Source organism: Streptomyces sp. NPDC048504, assembly GCF_043200035.1.
Classification (GTDB): domain Bacteria; phylum Actinomycetota; class Actinomycetes; order Streptomycetales; family Streptomycetaceae; genus Streptomyces.
This window is the reverse complement of the sequence record NZ_JBICXA010000028.1, coordinates 36,861-53,950: the sequence shown is the minus strand read 5'-3', so window position 1 is coordinate 53,950 and position 17,090 is coordinate 36,861. Positions and strand designations below refer to the sequence as shown.

The following is a 17,090-nucleotide window of genomic DNA, read 5'->3' as shown; positions in this document are numbered from 1 at the left end:
AGGGCCTTGTTGAAGCCTCAAGCAATTTAAGATTCCTCTCAGAGAGTTCTCGGGAGGCGTATGGGCGCCTCACAGACTTCTCTCAGGCTGGTCCCCGACCGTAGTGAGTGACAGAGAGTCACTGCGGAGGGGAACGGTCATGACAGTCAAGGAGCGTGGGGCCGCTACGGCGGTCCGCAGAGGCAGGCGGCGCATCGCGGCCGCGACGGCGGCGATCACGCTGGCCGCGGCGGCCGGGGTGTTCGCCCTGGTCGGCACGATGCAGTCGGACGCGGAGGCGGACACGGCGGCGAGCAGCACCGGCACGAGCAGCTCGTCGTCGTCCTCGACACCCTCGCCGTCCGCCTCCTCCAACACCTCGTCCACGTCGGACAGTTCGACCTCGTCGTCGTCCTCATCCTCCTCATCTTCTTCGTCCTCGTCGGACCTCCAGTCGTCCTCGTCCGGCGTGACGTCGTCGTCCGGCAGCTCCACCGACTCCACGTCGGGAGCGTCGTGATGAGCACACGTACGAGCACCGCGCCCCTGCGCACCACGGCCGCCGCCGACTGGCGTGCCCTCGGGACCAGCGTTCGGCTGGTCGTCACCGACCCGGCCCTGCTGGACTCCTGCAACCTGCTCCTCGCCCGGCACCTCGCCGAGGTCGACGCGGCGTGCAGCCGGTTCCGTACCGACTCCGAACTGGCCGCGCTCGACGCCTCGTTGGGCCGCCCGGTCACCGTCAGCCCGCTGCTCGCCGAGGCGTTGGCGGTCGCGCTGCGCGCCGCCGAGGCGACGGACGGCGCGGTCGACCCGACGGTCGGCTCGGCCATGAACGCCATCGGCTACGACCGCGACTTCACCCTCGTCCAGGAGGACGACCGCCCGATCCGGCTCACCGTGAAGCGCGCACCGGGCTGGCGCACGATCGACCTGGACCGTACGACGGGCACGGTCACCGTCCCGGCCGGCGTCCGCCTGGACCTCGGCGCCACGGCGAAGGCCTGGGCCGCCGACAAGGCCGCCGCGATGCTCGCCCAAGTGGCCGGCTGCGGAGTCCTGGTGAGCCTCGGCGGCGACACGGCGGTCGCGGGCGAGCCCCCGGCCGGCGGCTGGAACATCCGCGTCCAGGACGTCACCGGCTCCGTCGACGAGACGCCCGCGCACGGCACGTACGCCACGATCGGCCTGCGCTCCGGCGGCCTGGCCACCTCGGGCACGGCGGCCCGCCGCTGGCGCCGGGGCGGCTACGAGCTGCACCACATCGTCGACCCGCGCACCGGCCTCCCCGTCCGCAGCCCCTGGCGCACTGTCTCGGTCGCCGCCGCGACGAGCGCCGACGCCAACGCGGCGAGCACAGCGTGCCTGGTCAAGGGGGCGGGCGCGGAACGCTGGTTGACGCGCCTGGGCCTCCCCGCGCGCCTGGTCGCGCAGGACGGCACGGTCGTCACGACCCCGGGCTGGCCCACGCATCCGGCGGCCGCCGTATGAGCTCCGAGATCCTCTGGTACGCCAACCGCGCCACCGGAGCCGTCTGCCTCGTCCTGTTCACGATCGTGGTCCTGCTCGGCATCGCGGTCCGGCTGCGCACCCGGCTCCCCGGCCTGCCCCGCTTCGGCACGGTGAACCTGCACCGCACCCTCTCCCTCTCCGCGACCGCCTTCCTGGCCCTGCACATCGCGATGGCGGTGATCGACGGATACGTGAACATCACCGTCGCCGACGCGGTCGTCCCCTTCGTCTCCGACTACGAGCCGCTCTGGCTCGGCCTCGGCACGGTCGCCTTCGACCTGATGCTCGCGGTCCTGGTCACCAGCCTCCTCAGGGAACGCATCGGACACCGCACCTGGCGGGCGCTCCACTGGCTCGCGTACGCCTCCTGGCCGGTCGCCCTGATCCACGGCATCGGCATCGGCACGGACACCGGCACCGACTGGATGACCTGGCTGACCGTGTCCTGCGTGGCCGCCGTGGTAGCCGCCTTCGGCGTCCGCCTGGCCCACTCGGCCCGGGATTCCCGCCGCACCCCCGCAGCCCTGCTCCGCACAGCAGAAGGAGCCCGTTCATGACCACGACCACGACCTTCACCGACGTCTACATGTCCCCCCGCCTCCTCGCCCCCGGCGGCACCGCGGCCGACCTCTCCACCCACGAACTCCGCTACGGCCCACTGTCGTACGGAGATCCCGACACGCTCCTCAGAACGGTCGCCGAGTCCGGCCTCACCGGCCGCGGAGGCGCCGCGTTCCCGACGTACCGCAAACTCGTCGCGGTGGCCGACGCGAGCCGCCGTACGGGCCGCGCACCCGTGGTCGTGGCGAACGGCGCGGAGGGTGAACCGGCCAGCCGCAAGGACAAGACGCTGCTCCGTCTGTCGCCCCATCTGGTCCTGGACGGGCTGCAGTTGGCGGCACGGGCGGTGGGCGCGGGCGAGGTCCACCTGGCGGTGGAGGACGGCGCGTCCTACCTGGAGTCGGCCCTGGCCCAACGCAACGACCCCCTCCCCGTACAGATCGCCCGCCTGCCCAAACGCTTCCTGTCCGGCCAGGCATCGGCACTCGCGCAATACGTCTCCGGAAACACCCCGTTGCCCCGCCACCAGCACCCGCCGGTCCGCGAACGCGGGGTGAACCGCGCCCCCACCCTCATCCAGAACGTGGAAACCCTGGCCCACCTGGCCCTGGTCGCCCGCTACGGCGCCGACTGGTTCCGCAGCGCCGGCACCCCAGCCCAGCCGGGCAGCACCCTATGCACCCTGCACGTCCCGGGCCGCGAAGTCCGGGTGGTGGAAGCCCCGTTCGGCCTCCCCCTGAACCGGCTGCTCCCCCTGCAGGGAACCTCCGCGGTACTGGTGGGCGGCTACCACGGCACCTGGCTCCCGACCCACGAGGCAGCCCAACGCGCGCTGGACGCAGGCGACTTGGGAGCGGGCGTCCTGGCCGCACTCCCGGCCGACCGTTGCGGCGTAGCCGAAACCGCCCGCGTTCTCCGCTACTTGGCCCTGCAATCGGCAGGCCAGTGCGGCCCCTGCCTCAACGGCCTCCCGCGCATAGCCTCCGCCTTCCAGACCCTGGCCACCCCCGGCCCCCAGACCAACACCCGCCAGGACGTGTCCCGTTGGTCCGGCCTGGTAGAGGGCCGAGGCGCCTGCCACCACCCCGACGGCACGGCCCGCCTGGTCCGCAGCGCACTTACTACTTTCGCGGCCGAACTGGACGCCCACGCAAGGGGTTTGTGCACCGCGAGCGACCCCACCCCCTTGCTCCCGATCCCGAACGAGGCCCACTGACCATGGACCAGAAGACGCACCAGAAGATCGACATCGACTGGACGGCGTGCCAGGGACATGGCTTGTGCGCCGAGTTGCTCCCCGACCACATCACCCTGGACGAGTGGGGCTATCCCCTGACGGACGGCACCCCGATCCCGCCCCGCACCCTGAAACGAGCCCGCAGAGCAGCGTCGGACTGTCCCGTGCTGGCCTTGAAATTGACGACGAGGGGAGCGCCCCTTTAGGGGCGCGGGGCTGTATCGATATGCGGCTCCGCCGCGGGGCGCGACCAGCCCCCACGCACCCGCAGACAAAAACGAGACCTAAAGCCACCCGGCAAATTCCAGCAACAACTCAGCATCCCGAGGCCGCCCCACGCGCAGTGCCCGCACCCCAGACTCCACAGCCCGGAACAACGTCCACCCCCGCAACCGCTCCTGATCCACATCCAAAGACTCAGCAAGTCGCTTGATCCGCCGCCGAGTTGTAGAAGCCCCCGAAGGCGTAGCGATCAAATCCTCGACCCGATCCCGAACCAACCGAGCCAGATCAAACGCACACTCACCCACAACCGGATCCGGCCCCACCGCAAGCCACGGCACCCGCTCAGCAGCCAACACCTTGCTCTGCCGAAACGTACCGTGCAGCAACCGAACCTCAGGCGGCGCAGCCAACAACGCCTCCCGAGCCTCCAACGCGGCCGAGACCAACGAGGCAACCTCAGCCCCACCGCTACCGCTGTCCCGCATGACCAGAGCCTGCCGCCCCGTCCGCTCGGCCACAGTCTCAAACGCATGATCGGCAGGCGGCTCCACCCACAACCGCCGCAAGGTCCCCGCCGCCTCCAACAAGGCCCTGGCCTCCGGCAACGACCGCACCGACACATCAGGCTGCAACCGCTCCAGCACGAGCACACCCTCGGCGGCGAACGGCTCGACAAGCTGCACGGCACCCAGCCCACCCCACCGCGCGAGCGCGGCCCGCTCACTCTCCGGGCGGGCCCGACGCGGGGCCAGCTTCAACACGGCCGGGGTCCCATCGGCCCGCCGCACCAGCACGACCAAACTGCTGCGCCCGCCGGGAACCTGCACCCGCTCCACAGTCAACTCGCGTAGATCAACGGCCTGTTGAGCCACCTCGGGCAGCTTCTCCAACCAGTCGTCACCACTCGGTGCCGTCTCCCCGAGCGCCCTCACCAGACGCTGCGGCGGTTCGAAAGCCATGCGCGAGTTGTTCCCTTCCTACGGTCCTGCGGTGTTGCGTCCCGGTGCGGATCACGCCGTGGGTGTCGCCGAGGCCGTGGGGGTCGCGGCCCGCTCGGCGAGACCAGGGAAGGGTACGCTCCCGCCGCGCCAGCGCACCGCGCGGACCGCCGCTTCCCGCAGCGCCTCCGCGGCCGTACCGCGCACCCCGTCCGTCGACGCCCGCACGAGGTCGGAGTAGACACCGGCCACCCGCTCCTCCAGCTCCGCGGCGAGCAGTACGGCCGCCGTCGAGTCCGGCACCGGGAACGGCAGCGCGTACGCGGCGGACGCGGCCACGGGCGTGCCGCCCAGGTCCCGCACCGCGCGGACCAGCGCGTCGCGCCGGGCCCGGTGGGCGTCGTAGGCCGCCTTGGCCTCGGTCCGCCGGCCCTCGCGGATACGCCCGCCGACGACGCCGTAGCCGTACACCGCCGCGTGCTCGGCGGCCAACGCGGCCTGCAGCGCGGTCAGTTCCGCGGCCTTCTCCTCGCTCACTTGGCACCCTCCGTCAGCAGATACGCGTGCGCGGCACCCGCTGCGGCCACCGAGGCCAGCAGCCGGGCCAGTTCGCCGGGCAGATCGAGCAGCGACTTGGCCCGCCGGTCGGCGAGAGCCCGCTCGGTGGCGGCCAGACCGGCGAGGGTGTCGCTCGGGGTGGCGGGTACGGCCGTGGCCGAAGCCGACGGTGAGGCAGTGGCCGTAGCGGACGGTGTCGAGCTGCTGCCGCCGAAGGCCGCCGCATGCCTCACGACCTCCGCCCGCAGCGGGTCCAGGCGGTCCGCCAGCGTCGGGTGTGCGGCGAGTGCCGCGTCGTAGCGCTGGAGGAGGGTCTCGCTGTCGGCGGCCGCACGCGCGCGTGCGTGTTCGGCGGCCGACTCGCTGCCGCCCGTGGTCCCGGAGTCGTCCCCGTCGGTGGAACAGCCCACCAGGAGAGCGGCTCCGGCGGCCGAGGCGAGCAGGCTCCTTCTGCGCGGCCCGACGAGGGTGCGCGGAGGTGAGGGGAACGGCACGGCAGACGTCCTCGGGGGGCTCGTACGAACGGAATGACGGCAAGGGCAGCGCGCCCGTGATCACGGTACCCGCGGACGCCCCCGACGTATGTCACCGGCTCGTACGCTTGCCCAAGGGGCGCGGGGAACGGCGCGACAAGCCCCCACCGACCCGCACCCGCCCGACCACGTCAACCACCCGAGCCCAAAGGCGCCCCGCGCCACCACCGGAGGTACACGTGGACGGCAACACACCCCGGGACCGGATACCCTTTGACCAGACACGCGCCCTACCCACAACAGCACACGCGGCCGAGGAGTCACCCGGATGAGCACGACCCAGAGCGAGAGGCTGCGAGAACTGCTGGAACCGCTCGTCGGCTCCCAGGGACTCGATCTCGAAGAGGTCGCGGTGGATTCCGTCGGACGCAAGCGGGTGCTCCGCGTGGTCGTCGACTCCGACTCCGGTGCCGATCTGGACCAGATCGCCGATGTGAGCCGCGCGCTCTCGGCGAAGCTCGACGAGACCGACGCGATGGGTGCCGGCGAATACACCCTGGAGGTCGGGACCCCCGGCGCCGAGCGAGAGCTCACCGAACACCGTCACTACGTACGTGCCACCGACCGGCTGGTGAAGTTCCAGCTGGCCGAGAGCGGTGAGCTGGTCGCCCGGATCATCGCCGTGGACGACGACGGCATCGACGTGGAAGTGCCCGGCGTGAAGGGGCGCAAGCCCACCGCCAAGCGGCTCGCCTTCGCGGACGTCGTCAAGGCCCGCGTGCAGGTCGAGTTCAACCGCAAGAACAAGAACGACGACATCGAAGACAACGAAGAGAACGCAGAGGAGGCGTAGCCGTGGACATCGACATGAGTGCCCTGCGGGGCTTGGTGCGGGAGAAGGAGATCTCCTTCGACCTGCTGGTCGAGGCGATCGAGTCGGCGCTCCTCATCGCCTACCACCGCACCGAGGGAAGCCGCCGCCACGCGCGCGTGAAGCTCGACCGGGAGACCGGTCATGTGACCGTGTGGGCGAAGGAGGACCCCGAGGACCTGGAGGAGGGGCAGGAGGCGCGCGAGTTCGACGACACCCCGTCCGACTTCGGCCGGATCGCCGCCACCACCGCCAAGCAGGTCATCCTGCAGCGCCTGCGGGACGCGCAGGACGACGCGACGCTCGGCGAGTACGCGGGCCGCGAGGGCGACATCGTCACCGGAGTCGTCCAGCAGGGCCGCGACCCGAAGAACGTGCTCGTCGACATCGGCAAGCTGGAGGCCATCCTGCCGGTGCAGGAGCAGGTCCCCGGCGAGACGTACCCGCACGGCATGCGCCTGAGGTCGTACGTCGTCCGGGTGGCGAAGGGTGTGCGCGGTCCGTCTGTGACGCTGTCCCGCACGCATCCCAATCTGGTGAAGAAGCTGTTCGCCATGGAGGTGCCGGAGATCGCCGACGGGTCGGTGGAGATCGCCGCCATCGCGCGCGAGGCCGGCCACCGTACGAAGATCGCCGTCCGCTCCACCCGCAGCGGTCTGAACGCCAAGGGCGCCTGCATCGGCCCCATGGGCGGCCGGGTGCGCGCGGTGATGGGCGAGCTGAGCGGCGAGAAGATCGACATCGTCGACTGGTCGGACGACCCGGCCGAGATGGTCGCCAACGCGCTCTCCCCGGCGCGGGTCTCCAAGGTCGAGGTGGTCGACCTCGCGGCCCGCTCCGCGCGCGTGACGGTGCCGGACTACCAGCTGTCCCTGGCGATCGGCAAGGAAGGGCAGAATGCCCGGCTTGCGGCCCGGCTGACGGGGTGGCGCATCGATATCCGTCCGGACACCGAACAGCCGTCCGACCAGGCAGGGGAATAGATCTCGGCCGCGAGTGGCTTAGATCACGACAACAACCGTTCGATTCTTCCCCCGAAGGGGTGAGGTCGGTGCGGGGAGGTAGACTTAGCAGTGTCTGGCCGGACGCGAGCCCGCGCATGCCCTGAACGCACCTGTGTGGGGTGCCGGGAGCGAGCGGCCAAGAAGGAACTGCTGCGGATCGTGGCGGTCGAGGGCGAATGCGCTCCCGATCATCGCGGTACGCTGCCCGGCCGGGGCGCGTATCTGCACCCCGCCCTGGTCTGTCTCGACCTGGCGGTACGCCGCCGGGCGTTCCCACGGGCGCTGCGTGCCCAGGGAGCGCTCGACACAAAGGCGTTGCGCCTCTACGTCGAGCAGGCGACACAGTAAGAGCGAGTCGTACGGAACCTCCGTGCGGCCCGGTATTCCGCGAGTTGGAAGTAGGTCGAGATTGCGATGAGCACTCGATGAGCACGCGATGAGTACGCCCATGAAGTAGCGACGGTCCGGACGCACCCGGACCTAAAAGGAGCGAAGTGGCTAAGGTCCGGGTATACGAACTCGCCAAGGAGTTCGGGGTGGAGAGCAAGGTCGTCATGGCCAAGCTCCAAGAACTCGGTGAATTCGTCCGTTCGGCGTCCTCGACGATCGAGGCGCCCGTTGTACGCAAGCTGACAGACGCCCTCCAGCAGGGCAACGGAGGCGGCAAGCCCGCCCCCGCACGCAAGGCTGCCCCGGCTCGTCCGGGTGCCCCCTCTCCGGCGCAGGGTGCCCGTCCGGGTCCTGCCGCCCCGCGCCCGCCGGCCCCGAAGCCGGCCGTCGCCGAGAGCGCCCCCGCGGCTCCCGCAGCCCCGGCCGCGCCCGCCGCACCGGCCTCCGCCGGTGGTCCCCGTCCGGGCCCGCGCCCCGCGCCGCGTCCGGCCCCGGCCTCGCCGGCGCCGACCACGCCCGAGTTCACCGCCCCCCCGGCGGCTCCCGCGGCTCCGGCCGCGCCTGCCTCCAACGGCGGTTCCAATTCTGCCCCGCGTCCGGGCGCCCCGCGTCCGGCGAGCCAGGCTCCCCGTCCGGGCGGTGCCCGTCCGGCCGGTCCCGGCCAGGGCGGCCAGGGTCGTGGCGACCGTCCCGAGCGTGGCGGTGACCGTCCCGGCGCACCCCGACCGGCCGGAGGCCATGGCGGCCCTGGCGCACGCCCCGGTGCTCGTCCGGCCGGTCCCCGTCCGGGCAACAACCCGTTCACCTCCGGTGGTTCCACCGGCATGGCGCGCCCCGGGGCTCCCCGTCCCGGTGCCCCGCGTCCCGGCGGTCAGGACCGTCCCGGTGGTGCTCCCGGCGGCGCTCCGCGTCCGCAGGGTGCCGGTCAGGGCGGTCCTCGTCCCCAGGGCGCTTCGGGTGGTGCCCGTCCGGGTGCTCCCGGCGGCGCGCGGCCGAGCCCGGGCGGCATGCCCCGCCCGCAGGGCGGCGCTCCGCGTCCCGGCGGTGGCCCCGGTGGCAACCGTCCGAACCCCGGCATGATGCCGCAGCGTCCCGCTGCGGGCAGTAGCCCGCGTCCCGGTGGCGGCCCCGGTGGCCGTGGTCCCGGTGCCGGCGGCGGTCGTCCCGGCGGTCCCGGCGGCGGCGGTCGTCCCGGTGGCGGCGGCGGTTTCGCCGGTCGTCCGGGTGGCGGCGGTGGCGGTTTCGCCGGTCGTCCCGCGGGTCCCGGTGGCGGTGGCGGCGGTTTCGCCGGCCGTCCGGGTGCTCCCGCCGGTGGCGGCGGTGGCCGTCCCGGCTTCGGCGGTCGTCCCGGTGGCCCGGGTGGCCGTGGTGGCACACAGGGCGCCTTCGGCCGTCCCGGTGGTCCCGCGCGTCGTGGTCGCAAGTCGAAGCGGCAGAGGCGCCAGGAGTACGAGGCCATGCAGGCCCCGTCGGTCGGCGGTGTGATGCTGCCTCGTGGCAACGGACAGTCCGTCCGTCTGTCGCGCGGTGCGTCCCTCACCGACTTCGCCGAGAAGATCAACGCCAACCCGGCGTCGCTCGTCGGCGTGATGATGAACCTCGGCGAGATGGTCACTGCCACGCAGTCCGTCTCCGACGAGACGCTGAAGCTCCTCGCGGACGAGATGAACTTCGTCCTGGAGATCGTCAGCCCGGAGGAGGAGGACCGCGAGCTCCTGGAGTCCTTCGACATCGAGTTCGGCGAGGACGAGGGTGGCGAGGAGTTCCTCGTCGCGCGTCCGCCGGTCGTGACCGTCATGGGTCACGTCGACCACGGTAAGACCCGACTGCTGGACACCATCCGCAAGACGAACGTCGTCGCGGGCGAGGCCGGCGGTATCACGCAGCACATCGGTGCGTACCAGGTCGCGACCGAGGTCAACGGCGAAGAGCGTCGCATCACCTTCATCGACACCCCGGGTCACGAGGCGTTCACCGCCATGCGTGCCCGTGGTGCCAAGTCGACCGACATCGCGATCCTCGTGGTGGCGGCCAACGACGGTGTGATGCCCCAGACGATCGAGGCGTTGAACCACGCCAAGGCGGCCGACGTGCCGATCGTGGTCGCGGTCAACAAGATCGACGTCGAGGGTGCCGACCCGACCAAGGTGCGCGGTCAGCTCACCGAGTTCGGTCTGGTGGCCGAGGAGTACGGCGGCGACACGATGTTCGTCGACATCTCCGCCAAGCAGGGCCTCAACATCGAGAGCCTGCTGGAGGCCGTGGTCCTCACCGCGGATGCCTCGCTCGACCTGCGGGCCAACCCGGAGCAGGATGCGCAGGGCATCGCGATCGAGTCCCACCTCGACCGCGGCCGCGGCGCCGTCGCGACCGTCCTGGTCCAGCGAGGCACCCTGCGGGTCGGCGACACCATGGTGGTCGGCGACGCGTACGGCCGTGTCCGCGCGATGCTCGACGACAAGGGCGACAACGTGGAAGAGGCGGGTCCCTCGACCCCGGTCCTCGTCCTCGGACTCACCAACGTCCCGGGCGCCGGCGACAACTTCCTCGTCGTCGACGAGGACCGCACGGCACGTCAGATCGCCGAGAAGCGCGCGGCGCGCGAGCGCAACGCCAACTTCGCCCGGCGTGGAGTCCGGTTCTCCCTGGAGAACCTGGACGAGGCCCTCAAGGCCGGTCTGGTGCAGGAACTCAACCTCATCATCAAGGGCGACGCGTCCGGTTCGGTGGAGGCTCTCGAGTCCTCGCTGCTCCAGCTCGACGTCGGCGACGAGGTCGACATCCGCGTCCTGCACCGCGGCGTGGGTGCGGTCACCGAGTCGGACATCGACCTGGCGACCGGCTCCGACGCGATCGTCATCGGCTTCAACGTCCGCGCAGCGGGCCGAGCGGCGCAGATGGCGGAGCGCGAGGGCGTCGACGTCCGGTACTACTCGGTGATCTACCAGGCCATCGAGGAGATCGAGGCGGCCCTCAAGGGCATGCTCAAGCCGGAGTACGAGGAGGTCGAGCTCGGCACGGCGGAGATCCGCGAGGTCTTCAAGTCGTCCAAGCTGGGCAACATCGCCGGTGTCCTGGTCCGCTCCGGAGAGGTCAAGCGCAACACCAAGGCGCGCCTCGTCCGCGACGGCAAGGTCATCGCGGAGAGCCTCACCATCTCCGGTCTGCGTCGCTTCAAGGACGACGTCACCGAGATCCGCGAAGGGTTCGAGGGCGGTATCAACCTCGGCAACTTCAACGACATCAAGGTCGACGACGTCATCGCGACGTACGAGATGCGCGAGAAGCCTCGCGGCTGATCGACACAGCACGCGATCGGGGCCGGTCGGCGGAGAGAATTTCCGTCGATCGGCCCCGGCCGTTGCGTGTACGGTTCCAGTATCGGCGTCCGAGACCGGCGCCCATACCCCGAACCGGCGGGACATCCGGACACACATGTATGTGGGGACTCTGTCCTTCGACCTGCTCCTCGGCGACGTCCACTCGCTGAAGGAGAAACGCTCTCTCGTCCGTCCGATCGTGGCCGAACTCCAGCGCAAGTACGCGGTGAGCGCGGCCGAGACGGGCAGTCAGGACCTCCATCGCAGGGCCGAGATCGGGCTCGCGGTGGTCTCCGGGGACACGGAACACCTCACCGACGTACTGGACCGCTGCGAGCGACTCGTCGCCGCGCGGCCCGAGGTGGAACTGCTCTCCGTTCGACGCAGACTCCACAGCGACGAAGACTGAAGCAAGCAGCAAGACGTAGTTGCAGCACGACGTAGTTACTAAGGAGACGGACCAGTGGCCGACAACGCGCGTGCCAAGAGGCTGGCGGACCTCATCCGAGAGGTGGTGGCCCAGAAGCTCCAGCGCGGGATCAAGGACCCCCGGCTCGGCACCCACGTCACCATCACGGACACCCGCGTCACGGGCGACCTGCGGGAGGCGACCGTCTTCTACACGGTCTACGGCGACGACGAGGCGCGAGCCGAGGCGGCGGCCGGCCTGGAGAGCGCCCGGGGCGTCCTGCGCTCCGCGGTCGGCGCCGCGGCCGGCGTGAAGTTCACGCCCACCCTCACCTTCGTCGCGGACGCCCTCCCGGACACCGCCAAGACCATCGAGGACCTCCTCGACAAGGCACGGCAGTCCGACGAGAAGGTCCGCGAGGTCTCGGCGGGCGCCGCCTACGCGGGCGACGCGGACCCGTACAAGAAGCCCGGCGAGGACGACGAGGACGACGCCTCCGAATGACCGAGAAAACCCGGACGCCCGACGGCCTTGTCATCGTGGACAAGCCGTCGGGCTTCACCTCGCACGACGTGGTCGCCAAGATGCGCGGCATCGCCCGCACCCGCCGCGTCGGGCACGCAGGCACCCTCGACCCCATGGCGACGGGCGTGCTCGTCCTCGGTGTCGAGAAGGCGACAAAGCTCCTGGGCCACCTCGCCCTCACGGAGAAGGAGTACCTGGGCACGATCCGCCTGGGCCAGAGCACCCTGACCGACGACGCCGAGGGCGAGATCACGGGGTCGGCAGACGCCTCGAAGGTCACCCGGGACGCCGTCGACGCCGGGATCGCCAAGCTCAGCGGCGAGATCATGCAGGTCCCGTCCAAGGTCAGCGCCATCAAGATCGACGGCGTGCGCTCGTACAAACGGGCCCGCGACGGCGAGGACTTCGAGATCCCCGCCCGCCCCGTCACCATTTCCTCCTTCGCGGTCCACGACGTCCGGGACGCGGTGGCCGAGGACGGCACCCCCGTCCTGGACCTGGTGGTCTCGGTGGTCTGCTCGTCCGGCACCTACATCCGGGCCCTGGCCCGCGACCTGGGCGAGGACCTCGGCGTGGGGGGCCATCTGACCGCCCTGCGCCGCACCCGCGTCGGCCCGTACAAGCTGGACACGGCCAAGACCCTGGACCAGCTCCAGGAAGAGCTGACCGTGATGCCGATCGCCGAAGCCGCCGAGGCCGCGTTCCCGCGCTGGTCCGTGGACAGCAGGCGGGCGAAGCTGCTGCTCAACGGCGTTCGCCTGGACATCCCCGAGGAGTACACGGGCGCCGGCGCGGTCGGCGTCTTCGACCCCGAGGGCCGCTTCCTGGCACTCGTGGAGGAACAGAAGGGCAAGGCGAAGAGCCTCGCGGTCTTCGCCTGAGAAACGCTCCCCGGGCGGGGCGGGATCTCAAGTCCCGCCCGTGGAGCGGCGGTCACGGGGTCTACGTTCCCACCGCTCCACGGTCCCCCCTCGGTTCCCCCACCCCTAGGGTGTATCCAACCCTCCGCTTCTATTCACCCGTCCGGGCAGGCGCTCGGAGTGAACCGAGGGAGCGGAAGGGGGCGCTTTCACCACGCGATCTGTCCCGCTGATCACGTCACGCCTACCGTCGAACACAGGGCACGGGTACGGCGGGGAGGTTCGACCATGGCGGGACGTGGCCCGCGGACGGACGGCGGCCGTCGGACGCGGGAAGACGCACGGGCGGAGCGATCAACGCGGGCTGCCATGTCGGCTGTTGATGGTGATGACGCGCCAGGTGCCGCGCCCGCCGCCGGTGATGAGTCCTTGGTGCGCATCCGCGACCTCGCCGGGCGTCCGCGCGGGACCGGCTTCGTCGCCGACCACCACGGCACGGTGATCACCAGCCACGAGGCGGTCGACGGACTGCCCCGCCTGGTCCTGCACGCCGCCGGCGACCGCACCTGCCTCGTGACCGCCGACGCGGTGACCCCCCTGCCCGCCCTCGACCTCGCCCTCGTCCGCACCGAGGGCCTCGGTGTCGACCCGCTCCCCGTCACCGTCCGGGACCGCGTGGAGACCGGCACCTACGTCCGGGTCGCCGCCGACCGCTGGCGCGAGGCCCGCCTCTTGGGCGCGACCTCCGTGACCTACACGGCCACCGACCGCTTCCATCTCCTCGACGACGCCCTGGAGTTGGCGATCGGTACGGCGGGGCGGGACGCGCTGCGGCTAGGCGGGGGAGCGGCCGGGGGCCCGGTCCTCGACGCGGTGACCGGAGCGGTGATCGGTGTCCTGGGTACGGCGTTGCAGTCCGGGCAACGGGACACGGGGTTCGCGGTGCCTCTGAGGCAAGCCGGAGGTGGGGAGGGGTTGTTGGGCGACCTCCTCGCACGGAATTCGGCGACCGTGCCCGCGTACGGCGCCGACCTCAATCTGGCGGGAGTCCTGGAACTGACGGCCACCTCGGTGGGGTCGGACGGGCCGCTGGGTGCGCTCGCGGGGTTCGTCGGTCGCGGGCGTGACGGCGACGGTGCGTGTGTGGTAGAGCCGGTTGAACGGCCGTCGCTGGTACGGGAGTTCGCCGCGTTCGTCGAGAGTCCGGCCGCCGTGCTCGGGCTCGTCGGGGCACCGGGCAGCGGCCGTACGACGGAACTCGCGGCGCTCGCCGCACGGCGCAACGGAGGTGCGGAACCGGCTCCCACGCTGTGGCTGCGCGGTGCCGATCTGCGGGACGGTGACGCGTCGGTGGCGGACGCGGCACGCAGGACTGTGGAGCGGGCGGCACGCATCGTCGCCGCGTCGGTCTCGCCGCCGGGGGACTCCGGTGACCTCGGTGACCTGGGCGATGTCGGTCCCGAGCGGCTGGCCCGGGTTGCCCGTGACGCCGGGCGCCCCTTGCTGTTGCTGCTCGACGGGCCTGAGGAGATGCCGCCGGTACTGGCGCATCGGCTGGCCGAGTGGACCCGGGGGACGGGGGAGTGGTTGCGGCAGAGCGGGGCGCGGTTGGTGGTGGGGTGTCGGGCGGAGTACTGGGAAGGGGCGGGGTTTTCGGGGGAGTTGCTGTACGGCGGGGTTGTTTCTGGTGCGGGTGGGGGTGGGGCTGACGGGGCGGGTTCGGGTCGGGGTGGGGTGCCTGGGCGTGACGATGTCGGGTCGGGTGAACTCAGGGTGCGGACGTCCGACGATGGCGGTTCGCTTCGGCCCGAGGCGCCTGCGTGTGCCGATGCCGGGTCGGTTCGGTTCGGGGCGTCCGCATCTGACGCTGATGGGTCGGTTCCGTTCGGGGTGCCCCCGTCCGACGACGGTGGTCGGGTCCGGTTCGGGGCGCCCGCGCCCGACGACGCCGATCCGGTTGACTTCGGAGCGCCCGGGTCTCCCAGTGCAGGCCGGCATCACTCAGCCCGTCCGGCGTTTGAGGACGAGGCCGTTCAGGCCGATGGGGGGTCTGGGGGCGCAGCCCCCAGGACGGTACTGCCGGCCTGCGTCCACCTCGGAGACCTGCGGCCGGATGAAGCCCGCCGAGCCCGCGCAGCCTACGGCGTTCCCGATGGCGCCCTCGCCGACGCCGATGCCCGGCACCCCCTCACCCTCCGGCTCCTTTCAGAGGTGCTCGCGGCGCTGCCCGCTACCCCGGGTGCCCAACTCCACCGGGACGACGTTTTCGCCGCCTACCTGGACCTCATGTGCCTCCGGATCGCGGTCCGGCTAGCCGCAGAGAACGGCCTGCGCGGAACCGTCGTACGGCGCCTCGCGGCGAAGGTGTCCGGGCAGGTGCACGAGGCGGCCCGGCGCAGTCTCGGGCCGGGGCAGGGGGAGTTGGACCGGGAGTCGTTCGAGGTGGTGTTCCCGTGGGGGCCCGCACCGGCGCGGCTCGCCGGCGGTACCGGGTGGGCGTCCGCCGTACTCACCGAAGGGCTGCTCGTGCCGGCCGGTACCGGATACCGGTTCACCCACGAGGAGTTGGCCGACTGGATCCAGGGTACGCACCTCGACCTGGACGAGGCTCTGCGTGCCCTGGTGCACCGACCCCGTACCCCACGGGCCGGGCATCCCCTCCCCGTCCCGCACCACCGCATCGGCCCCGTCGTACAGGCCCTGCTGCTCCTCGCCCGGCAACACGGCACCCGCCAACTGGCGCTGCGACTGGAGGAGTTGGCGCACGCCCTGAACGCCGACCCGGAGTCCTGGTGGGCCGCACGGCTGCTCGCCGAGGTGCTGCTGAGGGTGCCCGACGCGACGCCATACGGCAACGTACTGCGGTTGCTGGCCGACCAGTTGGTGGCACGGAGGCAGCAACAGGCGGTCGTACCGAAGGAGTTCGCGCCCGAGTTCTGGACCGCGCTGCACCTGCCGCACGCCGAGCGATTCGAGTTGCTGCGGCGTCTCGTGCTCGCCGACGGACCCCCGCAGGACAGCGCCCCGCCTCGATTCCTGGACGCCGCCGCCGAGTTGCTCGCCGCGGACCCCGCCGCCGTACAGCCGCTGCTGACCCGGTGGTTCGACGACGAGCGGTCGTTGCCCGCGATGCCGGAGGCGACCGTGGCGACGGCCGCGCAGGCGTTGTTGCACACGCATCGGCGGCAGGCGCTGGACGACCTGACGGAGGTGCTCGTCGGGTGTGCGCACGGGCGGGCCGACGAACTCCTCGCCGTACTGGCCGAGGAGGAGCCGTCGGCCGTGTGTCGGGCCGTGGACCGGTGGGCGCACGACGAGCGGCCGGCCCGCAGGGTGGCGGCGGTGGCGTACGGACTGCGGGCCGCACCGCACGTACGGACGGAGGCGGACCGTGAACTCCTGCGCTACGCGGCCGAGTTCCTGCTGGCCCGCCCCGCCGACTCCACCCTGCACGGCGGCGCGCTCGCCCTCCTCGTCCGCGATCCGCACACCCGCACCCGCCATCTCCCGCAGGCGCTACGGCACTTCGCGTCCGGCGACCCGCAGTTCCCGCCGAGCGCGCTGGCCGCCGCGCTGACCACGCACCCCGAACCGGTCCTGGAGGCCTTCCGCGCCCGGCTGCACGGACCGCACGCGAGCGAGGCGGTCCGCACGCTCGCCGACGTGGCGACCCCGTCGCTCGTGCGCCGGGCCGCCGCCCTGGTGCGCGAGACCGCCGTACGGTGGCCGGAGACGGCCGCGTACCTCGGCGTCTACGTCGACCGGTGCCTCGACCACGGCCCCACGGTCCGCGCGATCCTGTTCCCCCTGGTCACCGGTCTCCTCGACGCCGGCCCGGCGTCGGTGCGGACGGTCCTCGCGGGCGTGCTCGCCGCCCCCGGCACCCCGGCATCCCGCCCCCTGCGCCGCGAACTCCTGGAGTTCCTGCTCGCGCACGAGCACGACCCCGCCGTACTGGACGCGCTCCTGCACACGGCTGGCCGCCGTGACGACGACGAGATCCGCGACCTCGTCCACCGCACCGGCCGGCTGCTCGTCCGTACCCCCGCGGGCGCGACCCGTTTCGACCGCGGGCTCGTCGACCTGGGCCGCCACGTGCCCGGCTTCGCCGCCCTGATGGCCCGCTGGCTGGCCGACACCCCGGAGGACTGGGCGGCGGTCGTCGGACCCAGTACGCGGCGCATGATCGAGAACCTGGCCGGGGTGGGGGTTCCCGCGTAGCGGCCTC

16 protein-coding genes are annotated in these 17,090 nt (G+C 71.9%); 12 read left to right on the top strand and 4 right to left on the bottom strand.

Features of this window, described 5'->3' with window-relative positions; all coding sequences use genetic code 11:
- Window positions 1-69 precede the first annotated feature (69 nt).
- Complete coding sequence (locus ACGFY9_RS46455; protein WP_393764838.1) at window positions 70-483, bottom strand: hypothetical protein; 414 nt, start codon at window positions 481-483, stop codon at window positions 70-72.
- A 15-nt stretch (window positions 484-498) separates the two neighbouring features.
- On the opposite strand from ACGFY9_RS46455, the gene ACGFY9_RS46450 reads away from it, so the two are divergent.
- From ACGFY9_RS46450 to ACGFY9_RS46435, 4 genes are read left to right on the top strand one after another with little or no spacing between them, the layout of a single operon-like run.
- Complete coding sequence (locus ACGFY9_RS46450; protein ID WP_393764837.1) at window positions 499-1,470, top strand: FAD:protein FMN transferase; 972 nt, start codon at window positions 499-501, stop codon at window positions 1,468-1,470.
- Window positions 1,467-2,048 (top strand): ferric reductase-like transmembrane domain-containing protein, encoded by a 582-nt coding sequence (locus tag ACGFY9_RS46445; RefSeq protein WP_393764835.1) that lies wholly within the window; start codon window positions 1,467-1,469, stop codon window positions 2,046-2,048. The genes ACGFY9_RS46450 and ACGFY9_RS46445 overlap by 4 nt, the downstream gene beginning before the upstream one ends.
- Window positions 2,045-3,268 carry an NADH-ubiquinone oxidoreductase-F iron-sulfur binding region domain-containing protein gene (locus ACGFY9_RS46440; RefSeq protein WP_393764833.1) on the top strand — a complete coding sequence of 408 codons (1,224 nt, stop codon included), beginning with the start codon at window positions 2,045-2,047 and terminating at the stop codon, window positions 3,266-3,268. The genes ACGFY9_RS46445 and ACGFY9_RS46440 overlap by 4 nt, the downstream gene beginning before the upstream one ends.
- Before the next feature lie 2 nt (window positions 3,269-3,270).
- Window positions 3,271-3,495 carry a ferredoxin gene (locus tag ACGFY9_RS46435; protein ID WP_393764831.1) on the top strand — a complete coding sequence of 75 codons (225 nt, stop codon included), beginning with the start codon at window positions 3,271-3,273 and terminating at the stop codon, window positions 3,493-3,495.
- A gap of 78 nt (window positions 3,496-3,573) precedes the next feature.
- Here ACGFY9_RS46435 and ACGFY9_RS46430 read toward each other — a convergent pair whose 3' ends face one another.
- The 3 genes from ACGFY9_RS46430 to ACGFY9_RS46420 are packed head-to-tail and all read right to left on the bottom strand — an operon-like array spanning window position 3,574 to window position 5,504.
- On the bottom strand, window positions 3,574-4,473 hold the full coding sequence (locus ACGFY9_RS46430) for an aminoglycoside phosphotransferase family protein (RefSeq protein ID WP_393764829.1): 900 nt from the start codon (window positions 4,471-4,473) through the stop codon (window positions 3,574-3,576).
- Between the two features lie 51 nt (window positions 4,474-4,524).
- Entirely contained in the window at window positions 4,525-4,989 is a 465-nt protein-coding gene (locus ACGFY9_RS46425) for a ferritin-like domain-containing protein (RefSeq protein ID WP_393764827.1), read from the bottom strand.
- Window positions 4,986-5,504: a hypothetical protein gene (locus ACGFY9_RS46420; protein ID WP_393764825.1), complete on the bottom strand. Its 519-nt coding sequence runs from the start codon at window positions 5,502-5,504 to the stop codon at window positions 4,986-4,988. Before ACGFY9_RS46420 ends, ACGFY9_RS46425 begins: the two co-directional genes overlap by 4 nt.
- Window positions 5,505-5,811: 307 nt before the next feature.
- On the opposite strand from ACGFY9_RS46420, the gene rimP reads away from it, so the two are divergent.
- From rimP to ACGFY9_RS46380, 8 genes are all read left to right on the top strand, one after another.
- The gene (gene rimP, locus ACGFY9_RS46415; RefSeq protein WP_393764823.1) at window positions 5,812-6,336 is read left to right on the top strand and encodes a ribosome maturation factor RimP; all 525 of its coding nucleotides are present in this window, start codon (window positions 5,812-5,814) and stop codon (window positions 6,334-6,336) included.
- A 2-nt stretch (window positions 6,337-6,338) separates the two neighbouring features.
- Window positions 6,339-7,337, top strand: coding sequence for a transcription termination factor NusA (nusA, locus tag ACGFY9_RS46410; RefSeq protein WP_033284955.1), 999 nt, complete (start codon window positions 6,339-6,341; stop codon window positions 7,335-7,337).
- 90 nt (window positions 7,338-7,427) lie between these two features.
- The gene (locus ACGFY9_RS46405) at window positions 7,428-7,706 is read left to right on the top strand and encodes a YlxR family protein (protein WP_078652706.1); all 279 of its coding nucleotides are present in this window, start codon (window positions 7,428-7,430) and stop codon (window positions 7,704-7,706) included.
- 146 nt (window positions 7,707-7,852) lie between these two features.
- On the top strand, window positions 7,853-11,047 hold the full coding sequence (gene infB / locus ACGFY9_RS46400; protein ID WP_393764820.1) for a translation initiation factor IF-2: 3,195 nt from the start codon (window positions 7,853-7,855) through the stop codon (window positions 11,045-11,047).
- Window positions 11,048-11,183: 136 nt separating this feature from the next.
- A complete protein-coding gene (locus tag ACGFY9_RS46395) occupies window positions 11,184-11,477 on the top strand; it encodes a DUF503 domain-containing protein (protein ID WP_393764818.1) in 294 nt (97 codons plus the stop codon).
- A gap of 54 nt (window positions 11,478-11,531) precedes the next feature.
- Window positions 11,532-11,981: a 30S ribosome-binding factor RbfA gene (rbfA, locus tag ACGFY9_RS46390; protein ID WP_033284958.1), complete on the top strand. Its 450-nt coding sequence runs from the start codon at window positions 11,532-11,534 to the stop codon at window positions 11,979-11,981.
- The gene (gene truB / locus ACGFY9_RS46385) at window positions 11,978-12,883 is read left to right on the top strand and encodes a tRNA pseudouridine(55) synthase TruB (protein ID WP_393764816.1); all 906 of its coding nucleotides are present in this window, start codon (window positions 11,978-11,980) and stop codon (window positions 12,881-12,883) included. The genes rbfA and truB overlap by 4 nt, the downstream gene beginning before the upstream one ends.
- Window positions 12,884-13,150: 267 nt before the next feature.
- Window positions 13,151-17,083, top strand: coding sequence for a trypsin-like peptidase domain-containing protein (locus ACGFY9_RS46380; protein ID WP_393764814.1), 3,933 nt, complete (start codon window positions 13,151-13,153; stop codon window positions 17,081-17,083).
- Window positions 17,084-17,090 lie beyond the last annotated feature (7 nt).